21 protein-coding genes and 1 pseudogene are annotated in these 20,011 nt (G+C 30.5%); 17 read left to right on the forward strand and 5 right to left on the reverse strand.

From position 1 onward, the window contains the following. Positions 1 to 243 precede the first annotated feature (243 nt). A complete protein-coding gene (locus KM800_RS03985) occupies positions 244 to 426 on the reverse strand; it encodes an alpha/beta-type small acid-soluble spore protein (protein ID WP_017752556.1) in 183 nt (60 codons plus the stop codon). A gap of 644 nt (positions 427 to 1,070) precedes the next feature. Between KM800_RS03985 and KM800_RS03990 the strand changes: the two genes are divergently transcribed. Further along, complete coding sequence (locus tag KM800_RS03990) at positions 1,071 to 1,313, forward strand: PepSY domain-containing protein (protein ID WP_017752557.1); 243 nt, start codon at positions 1,071 to 1,073, stop codon at positions 1,311 to 1,313. Between the two features lie 118 nt (positions 1,314 to 1,431). On the opposite strand, the gene KM800_RS03995 is transcribed toward KM800_RS03990, so the two are convergent. Next, positions 1,432 to 2,394 (reverse strand): sensor domain-containing diguanylate cyclase, encoded by a 963-nt coding sequence (locus tag KM800_RS03995; RefSeq protein ID WP_217811905.1) that lies wholly within the window; start codon positions 2,392 to 2,394, stop codon positions 1,432 to 1,434. Between the two features lie 335 nt (positions 2,395 to 2,729). On the opposite strand from KM800_RS03995, the gene KM800_RS04000 reads away from it, so the two are divergent. The 7 genes and pseudogenes from KM800_RS04000 (at position 2,730) to KM800_RS04030 (ending at position 8,728) form a co-directional block, all read left to right on the forward strand. Beyond that, positions 2,730 to 2,969: an encapsulin gene (locus KM800_RS04000; RefSeq protein WP_254906461.1), complete on the forward strand. Its 240-nt coding sequence runs from the start codon at positions 2,730 to 2,732 to the stop codon at positions 2,967 to 2,969. A 198-nt stretch (positions 2,970 to 3,167) separates the two neighbouring features. Beyond that, positions 3,168 to 4,823 (forward strand): YfhO family protein, encoded by a 1,656-nt coding sequence (locus KM800_RS04005; RefSeq protein WP_217811907.1) that lies wholly within the window; start codon positions 3,168 to 3,170, stop codon positions 4,821 to 4,823. Between the two features lie 20 nt (positions 4,824 to 4,843). Beyond that, positions 4,844 to 5,815: a glycosyltransferase family 2 protein gene (locus tag KM800_RS04010; RefSeq protein WP_217811908.1), complete on the forward strand. Its 972-nt coding sequence runs from the start codon at positions 4,844 to 4,846 to the stop codon at positions 5,813 to 5,815. Beyond that, positions 5,816 to 6,235: a GtrA family protein gene (locus KM800_RS04015; protein ID WP_217811909.1), complete on the forward strand. Its 420-nt coding sequence runs from the start codon at positions 5,816 to 5,818 to the stop codon at positions 6,233 to 6,235. An 8-nt stretch (positions 6,236 to 6,243) separates the two neighbouring features. Next, positions 6,244 to 6,405, forward strand: a pseudogene (locus KM800_RS04020) (zinc transporter ZupT); the annotation flags it as partial. A gap of 80 nt (positions 6,406 to 6,485) precedes the next feature. After that, positions 6,486 to 7,328 (forward strand): aldo/keto reductase, encoded by an 843-nt coding sequence (locus KM800_RS04025; RefSeq protein WP_217811910.1) that lies wholly within the window; start codon positions 6,486 to 6,488, stop codon positions 7,326 to 7,328. Positions 7,329 to 7,528: 200 nt separating this feature from the next. Next, positions 7,529 to 8,728: an FprA family A-type flavoprotein gene (locus tag KM800_RS04030; RefSeq protein WP_217811911.1), complete on the forward strand. Its 1,200-nt coding sequence runs from the start codon at positions 7,529 to 7,531 to the stop codon at positions 8,726 to 8,728. An 86-nt stretch (positions 8,729 to 8,814) separates the two neighbouring features. On the opposite strand, the gene KM800_RS04035 is transcribed toward KM800_RS04030, so the two are convergent. Further along, positions 8,815 to 9,015, reverse strand: coding sequence for an alpha/beta-type small acid-soluble spore protein (locus tag KM800_RS04035; protein ID WP_017752566.1), 201 nt, complete (start codon positions 9,013 to 9,015; stop codon positions 8,815 to 8,817). Between the two features lie 204 nt (positions 9,016 to 9,219). On the opposite strand from KM800_RS04035, the gene KM800_RS04040 reads away from it, so the two are divergent. After that, positions 9,220 to 9,540 carry a FlxA-like family protein gene (locus KM800_RS04040; RefSeq protein WP_017752567.1) on the forward strand — a complete coding sequence of 107 codons (321 nt, stop codon included), beginning with the start codon at positions 9,220 to 9,222 and terminating at the stop codon, positions 9,538 to 9,540. A gap of 13 nt (positions 9,541 to 9,553) precedes the next feature. Here the strand turns inward: KM800_RS04040 and KM800_RS04045 are convergent, their stop codons facing one another. After that, positions 9,554 to 10,192, reverse strand: coding sequence for an HDIG domain-containing metalloprotein (locus tag KM800_RS04045; RefSeq protein WP_039653900.1), 639 nt, complete (start codon positions 10,190 to 10,192; stop codon positions 9,554 to 9,556). Between the two features lie 144 nt (positions 10,193 to 10,336). On the opposite strand from KM800_RS04045, the gene KM800_RS04050 reads away from it, so the two are divergent. The 8 genes from KM800_RS04050 (at position 10,337) to KM800_RS04085 (ending at position 19,047) form a co-directional block, all read left to right on the forward strand. Continuing rightward, positions 10,337 to 10,969, forward strand: coding sequence for a DedA family protein (locus tag KM800_RS04050; protein ID WP_017752569.1), 633 nt, complete (start codon positions 10,337 to 10,339; stop codon positions 10,967 to 10,969). Between the two features lie 343 nt (positions 10,970 to 11,312). Beyond that, positions 11,313 to 12,572 carry a GTPase HflX gene (gene hflX, locus KM800_RS04055; RefSeq protein WP_039653896.1) on the forward strand — a complete coding sequence of 420 codons (1,260 nt, stop codon included), beginning with the start codon at positions 11,313 to 11,315 and terminating at the stop codon, positions 12,570 to 12,572. Between the two features lie 90 nt (positions 12,573 to 12,662). Continuing rightward, positions 12,663 to 13,970: an ectonucleotide pyrophosphatase/phosphodiesterase gene (locus KM800_RS04060; RefSeq protein ID WP_039653894.1), complete on the forward strand. Its 1,308-nt coding sequence runs from the start codon at positions 12,663 to 12,665 to the stop codon at positions 13,968 to 13,970. A 237-nt stretch (positions 13,971 to 14,207) separates the two neighbouring features. Beyond that, positions 14,208 to 15,302 carry a glycerol dehydrogenase gene (locus KM800_RS04065; protein WP_217811912.1) on the forward strand — a complete coding sequence of 365 codons (1,095 nt, stop codon included), beginning with the start codon at positions 14,208 to 14,210 and terminating at the stop codon, positions 15,300 to 15,302. Between the two features lie 173 nt (positions 15,303 to 15,475). Further along, positions 15,476 to 15,853 carry a hypothetical protein gene (locus tag KM800_RS04070; RefSeq protein WP_217811913.1) on the forward strand — a complete coding sequence of 126 codons (378 nt, stop codon included), beginning with the start codon at positions 15,476 to 15,478 and terminating at the stop codon, positions 15,851 to 15,853. Between the two features lie 180 nt (positions 15,854 to 16,033). After that, positions 16,034 to 16,573, forward strand: coding sequence for a biotin transporter BioY (locus tag KM800_RS04075; RefSeq protein WP_217811914.1), 540 nt, complete (start codon positions 16,034 to 16,036; stop codon positions 16,571 to 16,573). Between the two features lie 10 nt (positions 16,574 to 16,583). Continuing rightward, on the forward strand, positions 16,584 to 17,723 hold the full coding sequence (locus tag KM800_RS04080) for a thiolase family protein (protein ID WP_330655519.1): 1,140 nt from the start codon (positions 16,584 to 16,586) through the stop codon (positions 17,721 to 17,723). A gap of 4 nt (positions 17,724 to 17,727) precedes the next feature. After that, the gene (locus tag KM800_RS04085) at positions 17,728 to 19,047 is read left to right on the forward strand and encodes an AMP-binding protein (RefSeq protein ID WP_217811915.1); all 1,320 of its coding nucleotides are present in this window, start codon (positions 17,728 to 17,730) and stop codon (positions 19,045 to 19,047) included. Positions 19,048 to 19,102: 55 nt separating this feature from the next. On the opposite strand, the gene KM800_RS04090 is transcribed toward KM800_RS04085, so the two are convergent. Next, on the reverse strand, positions 19,103 to 19,885 hold the full coding sequence (locus KM800_RS04090) for a CAP domain-containing protein (RefSeq protein WP_217811916.1): 783 nt from the start codon (positions 19,883 to 19,885) through the stop codon (positions 19,103 to 19,105). Positions 19,886 to 20,011: the final 126 nt, after the last annotated feature.

A 20,011-nucleotide genomic window follows, 5' to 3' on the forward strand; every position in this document is an offset into this window, starting at 1 on the left:
TATATTTTTATTTTATTAATTCTGTAAGTCTATTCCTTTATGTTTACACTTTTATACTAATATTAGCTGATTGATTGGAGGTATTAAGATGTTGATGGTTGAGTTTTGAAAGCAAAAGTTGGAAAGTATAAACAGTAAATTTAAGAGAATCATTTTCATTGAATTACAATATAAAATATTTTTGAATACAAGGAATAAAATTAAAAATCACACAAGACATGAGCTTGTGTGATACAAAAGTAACTATTTTAACTTTTTTTCATAGCTTTCAACCATTTTTTTTACCATCTGGCCGCCTATAGAAAAAACTTGATGTGAGGAATCCTGATTTTTATTATTTTTAGCTAATTCTTCTGCAGCTTCGATTTTCAATTTTTCAAGACCTTGTCGAGCTTCGGGCACTAATATTCTATTTTTTCTAGACAAAATAATCATCTCCTTTCGATTATTTTATGTATTTAAAATAATCATATACAAGAGCTATAAAGGAATAGTTATCAAATAAAATAAAAAAAGCCAGGGGTGAAATCCTGGCATAGCAATGGTTATAGGGGAACTATGATTATTAAAACACCGGAGATTGATCATCACCAGTATAAAGGTAACTATCAATATACTTCAGCATAATATTTAAGTTTGAGTAAACATTGAATATTAATAGATTCAATATATTAATAACCTTATATGAAATAGAATGTACAGAAATTAGATATATTATACTGGAAACTTTATATATTATATAAAAAACACTAGGAGGAAAATATTGGAAATATGTAAAACAAATATGTGGAAAAATATTTATAAAATTTATAGAATTAGAATTATTATGCATGTCAGGAATTGAAATTATGAAAGAGTTAACTTAACTAGAGAGATTAAAGCTATCTTTGAAATATAGTAATTTGGAGAAATATAAGGTGTAATTAAAAAGAGAATAGATAAAATTGAAAATAAGGTAGATATTAAAACAAAGAAAGTGAACATGTTTTAGAATAATATATAAAATTCACTAATATTCTTTACTTGAATATAATAATAAGGCGAATAATAAAATGAAAGATGAGTGAATAATGTTATTTCCTTTTTATAATTTATGGGATAATTACTGGAGACAGTATCGTATTAATGCTGAAACAGCTATACAAACTGCATTACAAAGGGTGCCAGGGCAAGTAATAAGAGTTGAAGTGGACACTGAAGATGGTTTATTAGTTTACGAAATTTACATTAGAACTACTAGTGGGATAATATATGAAGTTACAATAGATGCTAATACTGGAGAGATACTTGAAGTAGATAGGCAAAATGATTAATTTGAGAGCCCTTACCAGGGCTCATTTTAATCCAAAACAAAACCAATGATACTTGTGTCATGACTTTTACTCCCAACGGTGAACGTATCACTAGTATTATAATTTAGTTAGCAATATTTTATGACATAACTCGATTGCCTCCAGCGTGTTTACCCTTGTATAGAGCCTTGTCCACCCTCATAAACCAGCTATCTAAAGATTCACCGCATTTCCATTCTGCAGCTCCAATGCTTATTGTTATTTTAAGGTCAGGTCGTATTTGAATTCCTTCTACTTTTAAACGTAAATTGTCTGCCTCCATTACTGCATCATTAATAGATGTATCTGGCATTAATACGATAAATTCATCTCCACCCAATCTGAAAGTTATATCTCTATTTCTCAAAAAAGAAGTCATAATTTCAGCAAAATTCTTAAGCACCTCATCACCGATTTGATGTCCAAAGGTATCATTGATTTTCTTAAAGTAATCTATATCCAATAAAAGTGCTGTAATAGTCTTTTGGTTGAAGTTTGCCTTTTTAATTTCTTTAGATGCTTTTATATCAAGGTAAGTACGATTATATAAGCCTGTTAGCTGATCAGTGATACTTAAGTGCAATAAATTTAAATAAGACTCAATTAAGTTTCGCATTTTTTCCATAAAATCTTTCATATCCTGTGAAAAGTTATTTTCCTTGTCATCAAGCATACAAATTGTTCCAAAAAAATCTCCATTAGGCAATCTGATTGGAAATCCTAAATAACACACCATATTGTATTTCATATCAGGATTATTTCGCCACTTATCCGATTTTGATGCATTGGGTACTAGCAGCATTTTACCTTTTTTGATAACTGTTTCGCAATAAAGTCCCGAGTCTATGAGATTTTCCTTGTTTCCCAATTTATAAGGATTATTTTTAGTATTGCTGGCTATAAATACTTCAATTTCTCCGTTCTGTACTCTCATGATAAGAGCTGCACGGACTCTTGCAATACGGGCTATGAGATCCACTATACTCTGCCATTCTTTAATCAGATTATCTGGAATATCCATATGATAAGTTTTAGTTGACTCTGCATCATCATTATTATTCATTGCTTTAACCACCTTTATATAATTAGAAAAGTTAAATTATAAAATTGGTAAACCTATTTAAAATGAAAAATTATTTATATCTCTGATTTTATATTTTGAATATTATAGAAGTACTTTTATATATAATTATACTACATACCTGACAAACTACATTCATTTTTCCAAAATTTAGCTTTGACTTTTTTGTGCTATAGGTATTACGGTGTAATTTGAATACATCTTCTATAATTATTTGATTATATCATGTTATTAAAAAATGTATAAGTTATCTGCTGCATTTAATTTTTAATCACATGCGATATAATAGCTGTAACAAAGAAAAATATATGATACATATGCAGCGTATACAACCAGGAGCGAGAGTGCTTGAAAGTGATAGAACTAGTAAGATGCTGGATAAAAACGTATTTATCAGTCATGTACTTGGTACAAACCAAGAAGCACTTTTGTGTACTGAACCGAATTATATAGATATTGTAATAGGACAGGATATAGAAACGGCATATATTGAACTCAAGAATTTAAATCATGTTTTAAGAATTAAAAACAGGAAATCAATAGTAGTTTTTGAATGATTCAGTTTGTACATCCAAGAGGTGAATTTGCAATATAATTCACTTCTTTTTAATGGCTTAAATTTATTAATAAAGTTCTTTGTAAAGTTTTTAAATGAATTTGTAGCATAATGTCGAATATGTTGACAGTAGAAATTGCTAAGAATATAATTACTTTGTGTAAATTTTTTGTTAAAAAATACTTTATAGGAGTTTCTTATGAAAGATAAAAATAAAATATACAATTCGATGGTGATTAATACAAGCATTGCAATATTTTTTATAATCTTAAGTGTAGTATCTTTATATTTTTCTCACATTTATAATTTTAGAATGGTTACCGGCGACGATTACCAATTTCATGCAGTTAGGATAGAAGGATTATATGAAGCTTTAAGAAGTCATGTCTATTTCCCTAGAATAAACATGACATTCATGCATTCAATGGGATATGCCACAAGCATATTTTATTCTGATGTATATTTGTATTTTCCTGCAGTTTTAAGATTATTAGGATTTTCATTAGCTGAATCCTATGTGATTTTCCTTGTTTTCGTTAATTTTTTAACTTTTGTTATATCGTATTTTTCCATGATGAATATTGAGAAAAAGATAAGTAAAAGCTTGATATTTTCACTATTATATACACTATCTTTTTATCGCCTTTTTGATTTAACTGGCAGGGCGGCTTTAGGAGAAACTTTAGCTATGTCATTTCTTCCTTTGGCTTTTATGGGGTTATATCATATTTTCTATAAAAATAAGAATAAATGGTATTTGATTACAATAGGAATTTCGTTGATTATTTATGCTCATATGCTGTCAACAATCATGTTTGGACTTGCTGTTTTTGTTTTTTTGCTTATTAATATTAAAAAACTTTACTATGATAGAGAACGATTGAAGTGCTTTATCAAATCAGTTTTAGTAATAATACCCTTAGTTGCATTTAGTCTTGTCCCTATTTTAGAGCAGATGCATTCTCAAAAATTTGTGGTAACAATATTAGTTTTTCATGTGTCGAAATATGCCAAAAGCTTAGGGGGACTAGTTACTGACTCACTGTCAAATACACCTTTAACTTCTAACCTGGGTGTTGTATTATTGATATTTTTAATTATTTATTTATTTTCAATTAGGAAACTAAAAAATAGAAGCACTAGAGACATATTTATTGTTGGATTAATATTTTTATTATTTACAACTAGTTTATTTCCCTGGAAAATAGCTGAAAGGACATTTTTGCATACCATACAATTTCCATGGAGGTTCATTTCAATTGTTACATTATGCTTGTGCTGGATTATTGCAGAGGATAGTTTGAATCTTTTAAAAAGTAAAAGAATAACCAGTGTATTACTATTTCTGGTTATTTTACTTTCTGTATCATATTCTATAAATTGTTCTGAACGCTCACGTAAAGTTTTTAAATATACCCAACTCGACCATATAAATACCGACTATATTGGAGGAGCCGAGTACTTGCCAGAAAAAGCACATTACACAACTTTGAAGAATACAAAACTGGATTTACTATACAATAAAAAAAATGTAGGCATAAAAAATTATACTAAAAATAGAGATACAATTATTTTTGATTTTAAAGCAACTAATCGTCAAAGTGTTACACTTCCATTAATATATTATAAAGGGTATGTTTCACAATTGACAGGAAGAGGAACAGTTAGTGAACCATTTTTAAATAGAGGACAAGAGGCAGGATTAATTTCTGTAATTGTAAAAGGCGAAGGAAGGGTAAAGGTTTATTATAGAGAAACTGTTCTGCAAGCAGCATCAAAATATGTATCTTTAGCTAGCTGGATTATATTTTTGTTCTATCTTCTAGTTATAAGAAAGAAAACTGATTCAAATTAAAAATATATAAGGAGTATAAAATGAAACAACAGGATAGTATATCTATTGTAGTGCCATGTTATAACGAGGAAGAGGCAATTCCAATATTTTATGGTGAAGTAGTAAAAAAACTGAATACAATACCCAATATAGATTATGAAATTATATATATAAATGATGGTAGCAGAGATAAGTCTGCAAAGGAAATGAAACAGTTGGCAATTCAAGATGATCGTGTCAAATATATTTTATTATCAAGAAATTTTGGTAAGGAAGCAGCTATGTATGCTGGACTTAAGGAAAGTAAAGGAGATTATATTGCAATTATGGATGTGGATTTACAAGATCCACCTGTTTTATTAAAGGAAATGTATGAAACTTTAAAGAGTGGATATTATGATTCTGTAGCTACCAGGCGTGTTACAAGGAAAGGTGAACCACCTATTAGAAGTTTGTTTGCACGATTATATTATAAATTGATTAATAAACTATCAAAAACTCAAATAGTAGATGGTGCTAGAGATTTTAGACTAATGAAGAGACAAATGGTTGATGCTGTACTGTCTATTACAGAATATAACCGTTTTACCAAAGGTATTTTTAGCTGGGTTGGTTTTGAAACAAAATGGCTGGAATATGAAAATATTGAACGTGTAGCTGGAGAAACAAAATGGTCTTTTTGGAAATTGTTTTTGTATTCTATTGAGAGCATAGTGGCTTTTTCAACTGCTCCATTAGCATTGGCTTCTGTTTTAGGTATTATTTTATTTGGCATTGCTATTGTTTTTATTGTATTGATTATTGTTAGAACTTTATATTTTGGAGATTCCACCAGTGGATGGCCCTCGTTGGTCTGTGTAATTCTCTTGACAAGTGGAATTCAGTTATTATGTATAGGGGTTATTGGTGAGTATTTAGCCAAGACATATTTAGAAGCGAAGCATAGACCTCTTTATATAATAAAGGAAAAAAATACAGATCAAAAGAAAAATTCTGAAGCGGAGAATAGCTAGATGAATAGATTAAAAAATATAGTTGATATTAAAACGTTTAAATTCCTAATAGTTGGTATAATCAACACTTTAGTTGGTACATTTATTATGTTCAGCTTTTATAATTTATTAGGATTGAACTACTGGATTTCATCATCAGCGAATTATATATTGGCTAGTATATTAAGTTATATTCTCAATAAATACTGGACATTTCAGAATAGAGAAAAGTCAGTTAAGATAGTGGTTAAATTTATTGTTAACATTTTGGTATGCTATTTAATCTCATATGGAGTTGCAAAACCGTTAGTTAGGAGTTTTTTAAGTGCAGCGGGTACTAAAATACAAGATAATGTATCTATGTTTGTAGGCATGATATTATTTACTTCACTCAACTATTTTGGACAAAGATTTTTTGCTTTTAAGGAGCATGAACAATGAGTGATTTAACATTTGACATATTTTTTGCAGGAGTAGCTGGCATAATGGCATTTATATCCATAGATGAATTACTTCCATCTGCTCAAAAATATGGAGAACACCATCTATCTATATATGGATTAATGGTTGGGATGGCAGTTATGGCTGTAAGTTTATTGTTGTTTATTTAACTATTTTAATTAGTGACTTTTCCTATTAAAAGAAGTATAATATCTGTAAAATTATGATAAAAACAGGGAGAGTGTTTACTATGCAGGATAAAGTTATGGAAATAGAATTAAATGATGGACTTAGAGTACCTTCTATTGGTTTCGGAACCTATAAGTTAAATGGTATGGATGGAGCAAATGCCATAAAAGAGGCAATTGACATTGGATATAGATTAATTGATTCTGCATTCAACTATGAAAATGAGGGAGCAGTAGGTCAAGCTGTTAAACAGAGTCCTGTATCGCGAGATGAACTTTTAATCACTTCAAAATTGCCAGGACGTCATCATTCATATAAAGAGGCAATTGTAACTGTTCAGGAGTCACTTTTTAGAGCGGGACTTGATTATTATGATTTATACCTGATTCACTGGCCAAATCCAAGGGTTGATTTGTATGTTGAAGCATGGCAGGCTTTGATAGAGTCAAAAAAGAGAGGTTTCATAAGATCAATAGGGGTCTGTAACTTCCTGCCTGAACATATAGAAAGGTTAATAAAGGAAACAGGTGTGACACCAAGTATAAACCAGATAGAGCTTCATCCATATTTTAATCAGGAAAAACAGCGTAAATGGAATAAAGAACATAATATTGTAACACAATCATGGAGTCCCCTTGGAAGAGCTAACAGTATACTTAAGGAGGAAAGAATTGGTGAAATAGCCAAAGCGCATAAGAAGACAATTTCACAAATTATTTTACGCTGGCACATACAGGTTGGAGCAATTCCGATTCCAAAGGCAACTTCAAAGCAGCACCAGAGTGACAATTTAAATATATTTGATTTTGAATTGTCTGATGTAGAAATGAAAAATATTTGTAAACTGACATGTAAGTCAGGAAGAACTAATAATCAGGATCCAGCTGTATATGAAGAGTTTTAATTGTTTGAGATAAGTGTAATTTATTTTAAAATTATGTATAATATATATATACGATAAAATGTCCGTACATTAAGCAAACATTTTGTATTTGTTTGAAAAAATGCGGACACAAATTTAAAATTTTATTTGCTCAATATGTGTTAAAATAATAACATGATTTAAATTTATAACTTATAATAACTAGTAGGAGGATTAAATATATGTATTGTGTTAGAAAAGTAGATGAAGATCTTTATTGGGTCGGAGGAAATGACCATCGCCTTGCTTTATTTGAAAATATGCATCCACTTCCAAAAGGCATTTCCTATAATTCTTATGTACTTTTGGATGAGAAAACTGTACTTTTTGATACAGCAGATTGGGCGATTTGTCGTCAGTTCCTTGAAAATATCAAGGCAGTTTTAAATGGCAGAACTTTAGATTATATGGTAATAAATCATGTGGAACCAGATCATGCTGCATCTCTTGAAGAGATTATGCTTCGTTATCCGGATGTAAAGATTATATGTACTAAAAAGGCTGCTGTGTTTATGAAACAGTTTGGATTTCATATAGATGGAAAAGTTATAGAAGTCAAAGAGGGCGATACTAAGTCATTTGGAAAACATAAAGTTGAATTTATAACTGCTCCAATGGTACATTGGCCTGAAGTCATGGTTACATATGATACTACAAATGGTGTATTATTTTCCGCTGATGCATTTGGTTCCTTTGGTGCCTTAGATGGCAAACTATTTAATGATGAAGTAAATTTTGACCGTGACTGGATTGCAGATGCTAGAAGGTATTATACAAACATTGTAGGCAAGTATGGACCTAATGTACAAGCCCTTTTAAAGAAAGCAAGTAAATTGGATATTAAAACTATTTGTCCACTTCATGGATTGGTATGGCGCAATAATTTGGGATATTATCTTGAAAAGTATGACAAGTGGAGTAGTTATGAACCAGAAGAAAAAGGTGTAATGATAGTTTATGGATCAATGTATGGTAATACAGAATCTGCTGCCAGCAATTTGGCAACGAGATTAGTGGAAAAGGGAATGAATAATGTAGTAATGTATGATGTTTCCAAAACTCATCTATCCCATTTGATTGCGGAAACATTTAGATACAGTCATGTAGTTCTTGCTTGTGTAACCTATAATATGAAGATTTATCCTCCAATGCTCAGTTATATAATGGACATGAAGGCATTAAATCTTCAAAATCGTACCATTGCTATTTTAGAAAATGGTTCATGGGCTCCTCAATCAGGTAAACTTATGCGTGAACTTGTAAGTGAAATGAAGAATATGACTATTTTAGATAAGGAAGTGTCAATACGTTCCAGTATGAAAGAAAGCGATATTAATTTAATGAATGAACTTTCAGATAATATCATAAATTCAATGAAGTAGTTTAGAAAAGTTAAAAAAATTAGTTATAAAAAAGAAGCTTTTTCAAAATTTTATTTTGAAAAAGCTTCTTTTTATATTTTTTTATATTACTTTAATCCCTGTTCATAGGCCTGAACCATTTTCTTTACCATCTGTCCGCCGACAGATCCAGCTTCTCTTGAAGTCAAATCTCCATTATATCCTTGTTTTAAATTTACTCCAACCTCTGAAGCAGATTCCATTTTGAATTGGTTTAATTTTTCCTTAGCCTCAGGTATTACTAATTTGTTACTATTGTTATATGACATAATACACACTCCTTTTTATAGTATATTTTACTACTTACAATTAAAGCTTGTGCAATATAGAAAAGAATATGCTAGGTAATTAGAGGAATATATATATAATTATTTGGTTATTTGGTATAAAGAGTTTAATAATTATAATTTTAAGAAAATATTAAGATAGATATATTAAAATAATTATAAATAATTTTAATGGAGGTGTTTAAAGTGAGTATTTCTTCAACTTCTTCTGTGTCTATGTCTACTATAGGAGTATCATTAAATATCAGTGATACAGGTCAACTTGAAAAACAAGCAACATCTATACAACAACAAATACAGCAGGAAAATTCCAGTAAGGATGATGAAAAAACAAAGAAGGCTAAAATTCAACAGTTAGAAGCTCAACTGGAAAATATTAAATCTCAAATTCAGCAAAAACAATCTCAAAATATAAATGAGGTTCTTGGAGCTTCAGGAGAAGAATTAAAAAACGATAATAATAGTAAAAAAGCTGATTCTAATAATATAATTGATGAATTTGCATAAGTATACCTTCAATTTATTTTAAATTGGAGGTATACTTTTTACATTCTTGGAGAAATTTTTGAATATTTTTTCTTTCTTCCAATCTGTTTGAATTTAATCTTCCCATTCGGTCACATAAACCAAGCAGGGCAATTTCACGAATATCTGTATTATATTTCATTCCCTCTATGTCAGCAAAAGGAAGATTGTTTGCTACAAAGAGTATTTGCATATGATATCTTATGAGATTATAGACATTACAAATAAAATACTTATCTTCTTTGAAAAATAATAAAAATTCTTTTGCAAGCTCAGCTCCAATTTTATCATGATTGTATGACGTTATTCTGCCATTTGTTTTCTTTGTTGTAGAAGGCTTTCCTATATCGTGAAGAAATGCCGACCACATGAATACTTTTTTATCTTTACTCTTTGATTTTATTTTACCGGCTTCATCTACAACAAGAAGAGTATGATTCCATACGTTTCCTTCTGGATGATATTTTTTTGATTGTTCAGTAATTTTTAATTTGTACAGCATATCAAAAGGATATTCACGGAATATTGAACAATTATATATTTTATTTAAATAATTTGAGGGAATGGAATCTTGGAGTATATGTTTTTCAATACTTGTATATAATTTACAAAGTTCTGCCATTTTTATATGCATAGGATCACCTCTAAAAATAGTATTTTAATCACAGAAATATTTATACATATTTATAGCTCTAACTAATTTATCACTTTACAGTATTCAGAAAATGTGTTATATTCACAATAATTAAATTTAAAATCTAATTTACTGGAGGAAGATATGGAACAAATTATTTTAAACGTCATTGAACAGTTTGGCTACATTGGCATCTGTTTGCTCATTGCTGTTGAAAATATTTTTCCACCCATACCATCAGAAGTAATTCTAACTTTTGGTGGATTTATGACAACATTTAGCAGTATGAATATATGGTTGGTTATTTTAGTAGCTACTATTGGATCAGTAATAGGTGCTCTTGTGCTATATGCAATTGGAAGATTTTTAAGTACGGAAAGACTTGAAAAATTAGTACAAGGAAAATTTGGAAAAGTAATGCACTTGAAGAGTGAGGACATCCAAAAAGCTGAAAAATGGTTTGGAGAACATGGAAATAAGGCAGTATTTTTCTGTAGATTTGTTCCAATTGTGCGCAGTCTCATATCCATACCTGCTGGAATTACAAAGATGAAATTGAGTTCGTTTTTGATTTTAACAATTTCGGGAACTTTTATTTGGAACGTGGTACTTGTTTATTTGGGAAGATTTGCAGGAAATGCCTGGGAAACAATTGCTTCCTATGTGGACATCTATTCGATAATAGCAGCTGTATTTTTTATTTTAATTGCCTTGATACTTGGAGCTGTTTTCATAAAAAAGAGATTTATTGCGAATAATAGTGAAGAAATAAATTAATTGATTTACTATTATATATATGATATTATATAACTGATTTTAATTAGAATGGAGGGTTACTGGAAAATGAACATTAAATTTCGATTTTACACTTTATGTGACTAATTTAATAGTGTTTATAGCTCTGCTGACCTGCGGGGTAATCGGAATTTTTATGTATATTTTTAAGATAACCTTATTATAGATATGTTTATAAGTATATAAAAATGCATTTTAAGAATGGTAGTCTGTTATTTTATAGTATATAAGAGCAGGTGTGTTTTATAATGTATTTTCCGTTTATTACATGCACAGGCAGCAGACCTGTGCTTTTTTTATTTTAATAAAAATGGAGGTATATGTGATGGAAGATAGAGAAAAGGCTATAATTGCCGGAGTTGAATTAAGCAACCAAGATGATTTTGAAAACCTGATGGAGGAATTGTATAATCTAGCTGATGCATGTAATATTGAAGTTATTGATAGAATAACTCAAAGATTGGATAAAATAAATTCTTCTCAATATTTTGGAAAGGGAAAGGTGGAGGAATTACAGAAACTTGTTGATGAAAAAAATGTGGATATGGTTATTTTTGATGATGAACTTACACCTTCCCAAATTCGAAATTTGGAAAAAGCTATAGATTGCAAGATAATAGATCGAACTTCTGTAATTTTGGATATCTTTGCAAAGAGAGCAAGGACAAGAGAAGCACAGCTTCAAGTTGAAATTGCAAAATTACAGTATATGCTGCCCCGACTAATTGGATTTGGTGAATCCATGGATCGTCAGGGAGGAGGATCAGGTTTATATAATAGGGGATCAGGAGAGACAAAATTAGAGCTTGATCGTAGAAAGATAGAAGATAGAATTAGTAAACTTGATAAAGAACTGGAAACACTTGTGACTCAAAGGCAGAATCAAAGAAAGAGACGTAAAAAAGAAGGTATACCTGTAATTTCCCTGGTGGGATATACCAACGCAGGAAAATCGACCATTATGAACTTATTTATAGATTTATTCAATCCATCAATGGAAAAGAAGGTATTTGAAAAAAATATGCTATTTGCCACTCTGGAAACTTCTGTAAGAAGAATTGACCTGCCTGACAATAAGGCATTTTTGTTAACTGATACGGTAGGTTTTATCAGTAAATTACCACATTATCTCATAAAAGCCTTTCGTTCAACTCTGGAAGAAGTTTCAGAAGCCGACATGCTTGTTCACGTAGTGGATTATTCAAATGTTAATTATGAAAAACAAATAGCTGTTACAAAAAATACGCTAAAAGAACTGGGTGCGGAAAATATTCCAGTTATCTATTGTTACAACAAAATAGATCTTAAGGATTCTGAAATTCCGGAACAAAGTGAAGGAAAAATATATATATCTGCCAGGAAAAAGCAGGGAATGGATAAACTTATCGATGCAATTATCAAAAAAGTTTTTGGGGAGTATGTTAATTGTAATATGCTAATTCCATACGATAGAGGAGATATAGTATCATATTTAAATGATAATGCAAATATAAAATCAACAGATTATAAAAATGAGGGTATATCAATAGCAGTAGAATGCAGTAAAGTCGACTATGAAAAATACAAAAAGTATGCAACGCAATAATTAAATAAAAATGTATTAGGTATTAGTCTCTATCATTAGGGACTAATATTTATATAAGAAGATACTTTATAGATAAATGGGGGGTTTTATATGTCAAGAATGACAAAATATCTATATGTAATATCATTTGATGGTCTTTCCAGTCTGGATTTTGAATATATATCATCTCTGCCAAATTTTAAAAGGTTCCTTGCAGAAGCCTCGTATTGTAAAAATGTATATAGTGTATATCCAAGTCTTACATATCCTGCTCATACCACCATTGTTACAGGAAAATATCCTAGAAATCATGGAATAGTAAATAATACATTACTTCAACCCTATAGAAAATCTCCAGATTGGTACTGGAGTAGAAAATATATAAAAGGAGATACTATTTATGATCTTGCAATAAAAAAAGGAATGAAAGTAGCTGCATTTTTATGGCCAGTTACAGCAAACTCAAAAATACAGTACAATGTTCCCGAAATATTTCCAAACAGATTTTGGCAGAATCAACTTATAGTATCCTTTTTAAATGGAAGTCCCATATTTCAATATGAGATAAATAAAAAATTTGGCTATATTAGAAATGGTATAAGTCACCCTGAACTTGATGATTTTATTCATAGATCATTTTTATATACTATAGAAACTAAAAGACCTGATATAACTTTTGTACATTATTCAGAACTGGATGCAATGAGACACTGTCATGGGTTTTATTCAACACAGGCGAAGAGTTCATTAAAAAGGCACGACAAGAGATTAGGTGAAATAATAGAAACTTTGAAGGAAAATCATATGTATGAAGACAGTACAATAATAGCCCTTGGAGATCACAGCAGTTTTGATGAAGATAAAATAATAGATTTAAATGTGATGTTAAAAAATACAGGTTATATTCATACGGATAAAAAAGGCAATATAAAAAGATATAGGGCATTTGTGAAAAATTGTGATGGATGTGCATATGTTTATTTAAAAGACAGCACTGACAAAGAACTTAAAAATGGAATATACTCCCTGATAAGTAATTTTAACAGAAATACCAATTGCATTGAAAAAATATATAACAGTGATATTGCAACAAAGTTTGGTGCAGATCCTAAATGTACATTTATGCTTGAAGCAAAGAGAGGATTTTATTTTTTAGATGGTACAGAAGGAGATGTAATAAAGAAGGTTATTCCGGAACAAGTTAACAGAATGCGTAATATTACAAAGGCCACACATGGTTATTCACCTTATAAGAAAGATTATACTACTGTTTTTATGGCAGGAGGGAAGGGAATTAGGAAAAATGCAATTGTTGATAAGATGAATTTAATTGATGAAGCTCCAACCATGGCAAAATTGCTGGGAATTAAACTAAAGAATGTGGACGGTAGAGTTATAGATGAATTTATGTTAGAATAACATGTTAAATTATTGATAAGATGAATTATTGTTAATAATTTAATAACTACAAAAATTTTAAAAAATGACATAAAATGTTTTAAACGTTACAAACTTATACATTAAACGATAAATATTAAAAGATATTTCCTATTCTATTGATACTTTATAATAAATATGTTACTATTTATTTGATAATAAAATAACAACAGGCTTTATTTTAAGAATATTTTTAGAATGAGAAAGGAAGTTTATAATATGGCAGTATTGAAGTTGTTAAGAGCTCCATTAAAATATTTACAGGGTAGAGGCGCACTATTAAATTTTTATAAGGAAACAAAGGACTTAGGTTCTTCATATCTTTTTATCTGCAGTAAAAGTGGATATAAATATTGTCACGAAAAAATTGAGAAAAGCTTTGAAGGTTCAGATTGCAAATTACATTTTGAAGTTTTCGGTGGAGTAAGTTCTAAAAGCGAAATTCAAAAAATGAGAAAAATAATCCAAGATGAAGGTATTCAGGTAGTTGTAGGTATTGGCGGAGGATCTGCTATTGATACTGCAAAGGCTACTGCTCATTATGAAAAGCTTCCAGTAGCTATTGTTCCTACGGTTACTGCTACAGATGCACCTTGTACTGGATTATCTGTTATTTACAATGATGATGAAACTTTTGATACATATTTATTTTATCCAAGAAATCCAGAAGCTGTCATTGTAGATAGTGAAATTATTGCAAATGCTCCTACTAAATTTCTAGTAGCAGGTATGGGAGATGCTCTTGGAACTTATTTTGAGGCTAGAGCTTGTAAAAGAAGTGATTCTCCAAGTCTTGAAAATGGAGGAATATCATTGTCAGCTATGGCATTGTGTGAATTATGCTATAAGACTTTGCTGGAAAATGGTTATCAGGCAAAATTGTCCTGTGAAAATCATTTAATAACACCAGCATTGGAAGCTATTATTGAAGCTAATGTATATTTAAGCGGTGTAGGTGCAGATAATGGTGGTCTTGCTGTTTCACATTCAGTATATAATGGTTTTACAGCTTTGAAAGAATGTGAATCAACTATGCATGGTTCTATAGTTGCATTTGGAACTATTGCTCAACTTGTTCTAGAAAATGCACCAAAGGAAGAAATTAAAAAGGTACTGGATTTCTGTTACAGTGTAGGTCTTCCTCTTACTTTAAAAGAAATTGGTATAACAGATGTGGAAAGAGTTCATATAGCTGCTGAAAATGCTTGTGTACCAGGTGAAACAGTGCATAACTTGGTAGGAGATGTAACTCCGGATCAATTATATGATGCTTTACTTACAGCTGATTTATTAGGACAAGAATATTTTAAATAAATTGTTTTATATATATAAACTCTCATCTATCTGTCATTATTTGTGACGTGAGATGGGAGTTTTGTTTTGCGATATGTTATAAAATGTTAACAATATTGACACCTAAATGAAATAAACTTATATTATTATAGGTGTATAATAAATCTATTAAGGCAGAATGGAGACAATTTATCATGGAAATCAAAAGCAAAGACAATGTAAAAAAATCAAAAAAAGGTTTTATTTCAATACTTTTATATGTAGCTGCTGTTGTTGTAGCACTTATAGGAGTAGCACTATTAGTTAATAATGTTTTATTATTTAAAAATACTGTAGCACAATATGTAGGACAGGGATATTCAGCAGCTACAGTTCAAAAACAATTGATACCATCTCAACTTCTTCCGGGTATATTTGAACCTGTTGGATTATATGGAGGAATTGCAGTTTGTCTATTGGCTGCAGGAATAATAAACAAAAAAGTTTCAAAATGTTTGGAAACTTTAACTAAAGATAAATTCAAGGAAAGTACTGAACAGACTGATGATATTGAAGAATCAAGCAAATCTTGATGAAATATAAATTATAACTTATCGATATTTAATTGATAAGTTTTTTTATATTTTATATTGTTAACTATATAAAAATATAGAGTTGACAATACAATGCATTTAATATATTATTTTAGACGAAAGGAAGTTATAGTATGGACAATGATATTTATAATTACATAAGTAGAGAGGAAGGTTAAATTGCATAAAAAATTAAGTATACGAGATATGATTTATTCAGCATTATTTGCAGCAATTACAGCAATTTTAAGTTATATTACAATTCCACTACCCTTTACACCGATTCCTATAACAGCTCAATCTTTGGCAGTAATGATTGCAGGCTGTGTTCTCACACCAATACAGGCAGGGTTGAGCATGCTTATATTTTTATTTATGGGATGCATAGGTATACCTGTATTTTCAGCAGGAAGAGCTGGAATTGGAATTGTAGTTGGCAAATCAGGAGGCTATCTAATTGGATATTTTGCAGGTGCAGTTATAATAAGTCTTCTAACACGCAGAAAGAAATCCTTGGTGAATATGTTCTTAGCCTGTGTGCTTGGTGGTATAGTAGTAGTTCATTTTATGGGAACCGCATGGCTTGGGTTCATAACAAAAATTGGAATAAAAAATGCTTTTATAGTTGGATCTCTTCCATTTTTACCCGGAGATATCATAAAATCTATAGCAGCTGTATTTATTTCAGCAAGATTAAACAAGGTGGTGAAACGGCATTAAGGTTTATATAATTGGAGGATTAAGAACTCCTATAGGCAAAACTAATGGATGTTTGAAGAATATCCTTCCTGAAAAGATGGCATCATATTTGATTAAAGAACTTATACATAGATATAGTATTCCTGAAAATTCAGTAGAAGAAGTTATTCTTGGAAATGCAATTGGTCCTGGAGGAAACCTCGCAAGATTGAGTTTGCTCGATGCGGGGCTTGGCTTTGAAGTTTGTGGAACAACCTTAGATTTTCAATGTGGTTCTGGATTAAAATCCATAAATATGGCTGCAAGTATGATAAAATCAGGACTAAGGGATATCATTATAGCTGGTGGCTCTGAAAGTACAAGCCTTGCACCTAACAAGCAATATAATCCAATGGATAAAAGATACAGCGGAAAAGATGTATTTTTTAAAAGAGCTCAATTTTCTCCATATTCTATTGGGGACCCTGATATGATAGAAGGTGCGGAAAATACGGCAAAATACTGTAATATTTCAAGAGAGGATATGGATGTCTGGGCATTGGAAAGTCATATAAAAGCTGTAAAGGCCAGAAATGAAAAAAAGTTGAAAAATATAATTTTTGGTGTAAAAACTGATAAAGGTATAGTTTTGGAAGATGAGAATATAAGAAAAAAACCTTCATTAAAACTTATGAAAAGAGTTAACCCTATTTTAGGAAAGCAGGGTACGATAACTGCAGCAAATGCCTGCAGCACCAATGATGGTGCTGCACTTGTACTTATGGCATCTGAAAGAGCCGTAAAAAAATATAATCTACATCCTGAAGCTATATGGATGGCAGGAGACAGTTCAGGTGTTGATCCAAATCTTTTTCCTCTTGGAGCCATTGCGGCTTCACAAAAATTATTGCAGTCTAGAAATTTAAATATAAATCAGGTGGATCTAGTAGAAATAAACGAAGCATTTTCGGTAAAAGTGCTGGCATTTTTGAAATACTTTAATTGCCAAAAAGAAAAAGTTAATATATATGGGGGAGCTCTGGCATATGGTCATCCTTATGGAGCTTCAGGCGCTATAATAATGCTCCACCTTATGGAAGCATTAAAAGATCAAAATAAAAAAATAGGGCTAACAACATTAGGGGTGGCAGGTGGATTGGGGGAAGCTGCCATTATAGAAAGGTGTAATTGATAAAATGTTGATTTTTTCAGGAATATATAAAAATGCAAAAGAAAATCCACATAAAATATGTATGTCTTTTGGAAATAATAGAATTGTTTATAGAGAATTTGTACATTGTATTGATCAAAGAGCAGAATACTTGGCAATTAGGTATAGTAAATGTGAAAAAGTTATAATAAAAAATATAAATCCAATAAATACTATAATTAATTTTTTGGCATGTTCACGAGCTGGATTGGCGGCTGTTCCTATAAATTTCAAAATAACTCAATCAAAGATGGATTCAATAGTTAGGAAAATAAATCCATGCTGTATAATAGATGATAAATTTATTTTTGAAACTCAATTAGTAGGTCAGGAAGGTAGATTACCCTTAATTGAGGATTCTGATATTTTTCTTGGTGCACTAAGCTCTGGAACTACAGGTCATAATAAAGTCATATGGAGAGATCACAAAAGTTGGACCAGTGCATTTAAATATCAAAATCAGGTATTTCACATAAGCTGTAGGGATATACTGTTTTTAGTAGGATCACTTTCCTATACTGCAAATCTCAATAGTGCAATGCATATTTTAAATGAAGGTGGAAGCATAGTATTTTCCAGCAGTATTTATCCTGGAACATGGATACGGGAAATCTGTAAAAATAATGTTACAAGTATATTTATGGTGCCTGCTCACTATAGAATATTGTTGAAGGAACTTAAAACAGAACTTAGAAATGTAAAGTCAATATTAAGTGCGGGTGATAAAATTGACAGTGACACTGTCAATATGTTAAAGAGTAAATTCCCTGCTGCGCATGTCTGTGAATACTATGGTGCCAGTGAATTGGGACATGTAGCATATATGGATTTTAGAAATAATAAAAATGCAGATAGTGTGGGAAAGGCATTTCCCCAGGTGAAATTCTGGATACAGGATGATGTTGTATGGGTGGAAAGTCCATATGTAGCTCCAAATTTCAGACCTAGGGCTACAGTTGGAGATATAGGGAAAATTGATAATCAAGGAAATTTATATATTTTAGGTAGAAAAAATAATACTATAAATAAAGGCGGTATAAAAATACTTCCATATAATATAGAAAAGATATTGAACAATAATCCTAAAATATTAAAATCAGTGGTATTTGGAATAAAGGATTCTTTAAAAGGCGAGGAAATATGTGCTGCAATTGTACCTAAAACTAATAATATAACTGTAAAAGAGGTTAGAGAATATTGCAGGATCAATCTGGAACCATATCTTCAACCTAGAAATATAAAAATAGTTCAGCATTTAAAATTGAACTCAAGTGGAAAAATTGATTACAGAAATTTGATGGACTAGTATATAAAAAGCTGAGAATAAATAGTATATTCTCAGCTTTTTAATGTAAATATTATTATTTTCCAGGATTTATAAACATTTGAACCCAATAAGGTGTTCCATTTTTATCCTTTGCAACTCCAACTCCAATTTCAGTAAAATTGGAATTTAATATGTTTGCTCTATGACCTGAAGAATTCATCCATCCATTCATTACTTCAGCAGGAGTTTTCTGCCCATAGGCAATATTTTCACCAGCTGTAGTATATTTAATGCCGAATTTAGTCATCATATCGAAAGGTGAACCATATGTAGGTGAATTGTGGTCGAAATAGTTTTTATCAATCATATCCTGGGCTTTAGTTGCAGCTACTTTAGATAGTTCAGCATTTGCTTTGAGTGGAGCTAGTCCATTCTTGCTTCTTTCTACATTTACCAGTCTTGTTACTTCATTTGCTTCCGCACTTATAGAAGATGAGGCTTGGCCATTATCCTTATTTGCGTCTGCAGGTGTTTGAGTATTGTTTTGAGTATTATTTTGAGTATTGTTAGATTGTTTATTGTTTACTGATGCCTTGTTAGGTGTTTTAGCTTTATTTGAAGTTGTAATTTTTTTATTAACGGTATTGCAGTTTTTTAGTTGAGGATATTTTTTTATGATATCCTGTAATAAAGATTGTTGAGTTTTTGAAGTGGTACAAGTTGAATCGCTGCAGCTTTGTGTGGTGCAATTTGAAGTAGTACAATTAGTTGCATTGTTGCAATTAATTCCAGCCGCCTTTGCCATAGTAGGTGCAGATGTTGTTAAAGCCCCTATCACCGCTGCTGCTGCAACTATTGATTTAATTCTTTTATTCATAAAATGTATCCCCCTAAAATTTTGTTTAAGTTTTTTATTTTTAAAACTTATTTAGAGTATAAATAAGAAATGTGAACAAACTGTACCTATTGTGTAAAGTAGGTAGAAACATTAATGAAAATATTC

Origin of the sequence: Clostridium tyrobutyricum (genome assembly GCF_019144085.1) — a bacterium.
In the GTDB taxonomy this organism is placed as follows: domain Bacteria; phylum Bacillota; class Clostridia; order Clostridiales; family Clostridiaceae; genus Clostridium_B; species Clostridium_B tyrobutyricum_A.

Excerpts from the sequence above, each read along its gene's own strand:
- KM800_RS03990 (WP_017752557.1), top strand. The coding sequence starts at position 1,071 with ATGTTATTTCCTTTTTATAATTTATGGGATAATTACTGGAGACAGTAT.
- KM800_RS03995 (WP_217811905.1), bottom strand. The coding sequence starts at position 2,394 with ATGAATAATAATGATGATGCAGAGTCAACTAAAACTTATCATATGGAT.
- KM800_RS04000 (WP_254906461.1), top strand. The coding sequence starts at position 2,730 with ATGCAGCGTATACAACCAGGAGCGAGAGTGCTTGAAAGTGATAGAACT.
- KM800_RS04005 (WP_217811907.1), top strand. The coding sequence starts at position 3,168 with ATGAAAGATAAAAATAAAATATACAATTCGATGGTGATTAATACAAGC.
- KM800_RS04010 (WP_217811908.1), top strand. The coding sequence starts at position 4,844 with ATGAAACAACAGGATAGTATATCTATTGTAGTGCCATGTTATAACGAG.
- KM800_RS04015 (WP_217811909.1), top strand. The coding sequence starts at position 5,816 with ATGAATAGATTAAAAAATATAGTTGATATTAAAACGTTTAAATTCCTA.
- KM800_RS04025 (WP_217811910.1), top strand. The coding sequence starts at position 6,486 with ATGCAGGATAAAGTTATGGAAATAGAATTAAATGATGGACTTAGAGTA.
- KM800_RS04030 (WP_217811911.1), top strand. The coding sequence starts at position 7,529 with ATGTATTGTGTTAGAAAAGTAGATGAAGATCTTTATTGGGTCGGAGGA.
- KM800_RS04035 (WP_017752566.1), bottom strand. The coding sequence starts at position 9,015 with ATGTCATATAACAATAGTAACAAATTAGTAATACCTGAGGCTAAGGAA.
- KM800_RS04045 (WP_039653900.1), bottom strand. The coding sequence starts at position 10,192 with ATGCATATAAAAATGGCAGAACTTTGTAAATTATATACAAGTATTGAA.
- KM800_RS04050 (WP_017752569.1), top strand. The coding sequence starts at position 10,337 with ATGGAACAAATTATTTTAAACGTCATTGAACAGTTTGGCTACATTGGC.
- hflX (WP_039653896.1), top strand. The coding sequence starts at position 11,313 with ATGGAAGATAGAGAAAAGGCTATAATTGCCGGAGTTGAATTAAGCAAC.
- KM800_RS04060 (WP_039653894.1), top strand. The coding sequence starts at position 12,663 with ATGTCAAGAATGACAAAATATCTATATGTAATATCATTTGATGGTCTT.
- KM800_RS04065 (WP_217811912.1), top strand. The coding sequence starts at position 14,208 with ATGGCAGTATTGAAGTTGTTAAGAGCTCCATTAAAATATTTACAGGGT.
- KM800_RS04070 (WP_217811913.1), top strand. The coding sequence starts at position 15,476 with ATGGAAATCAAAAGCAAAGACAATGTAAAAAAATCAAAAAAAGGTTTT.
- KM800_RS04085 (WP_217811915.1), top strand. The coding sequence starts at position 17,728 with ATGTTGATTTTTTCAGGAATATATAAAAATGCAAAAGAAAATCCACAT.
- KM800_RS04090 (WP_217811916.1), bottom strand. The coding sequence starts at position 19,885 with ATGAATAAAAGAATTAAATCAATAGTTGCAGCAGCAGCGGTGATAGGG.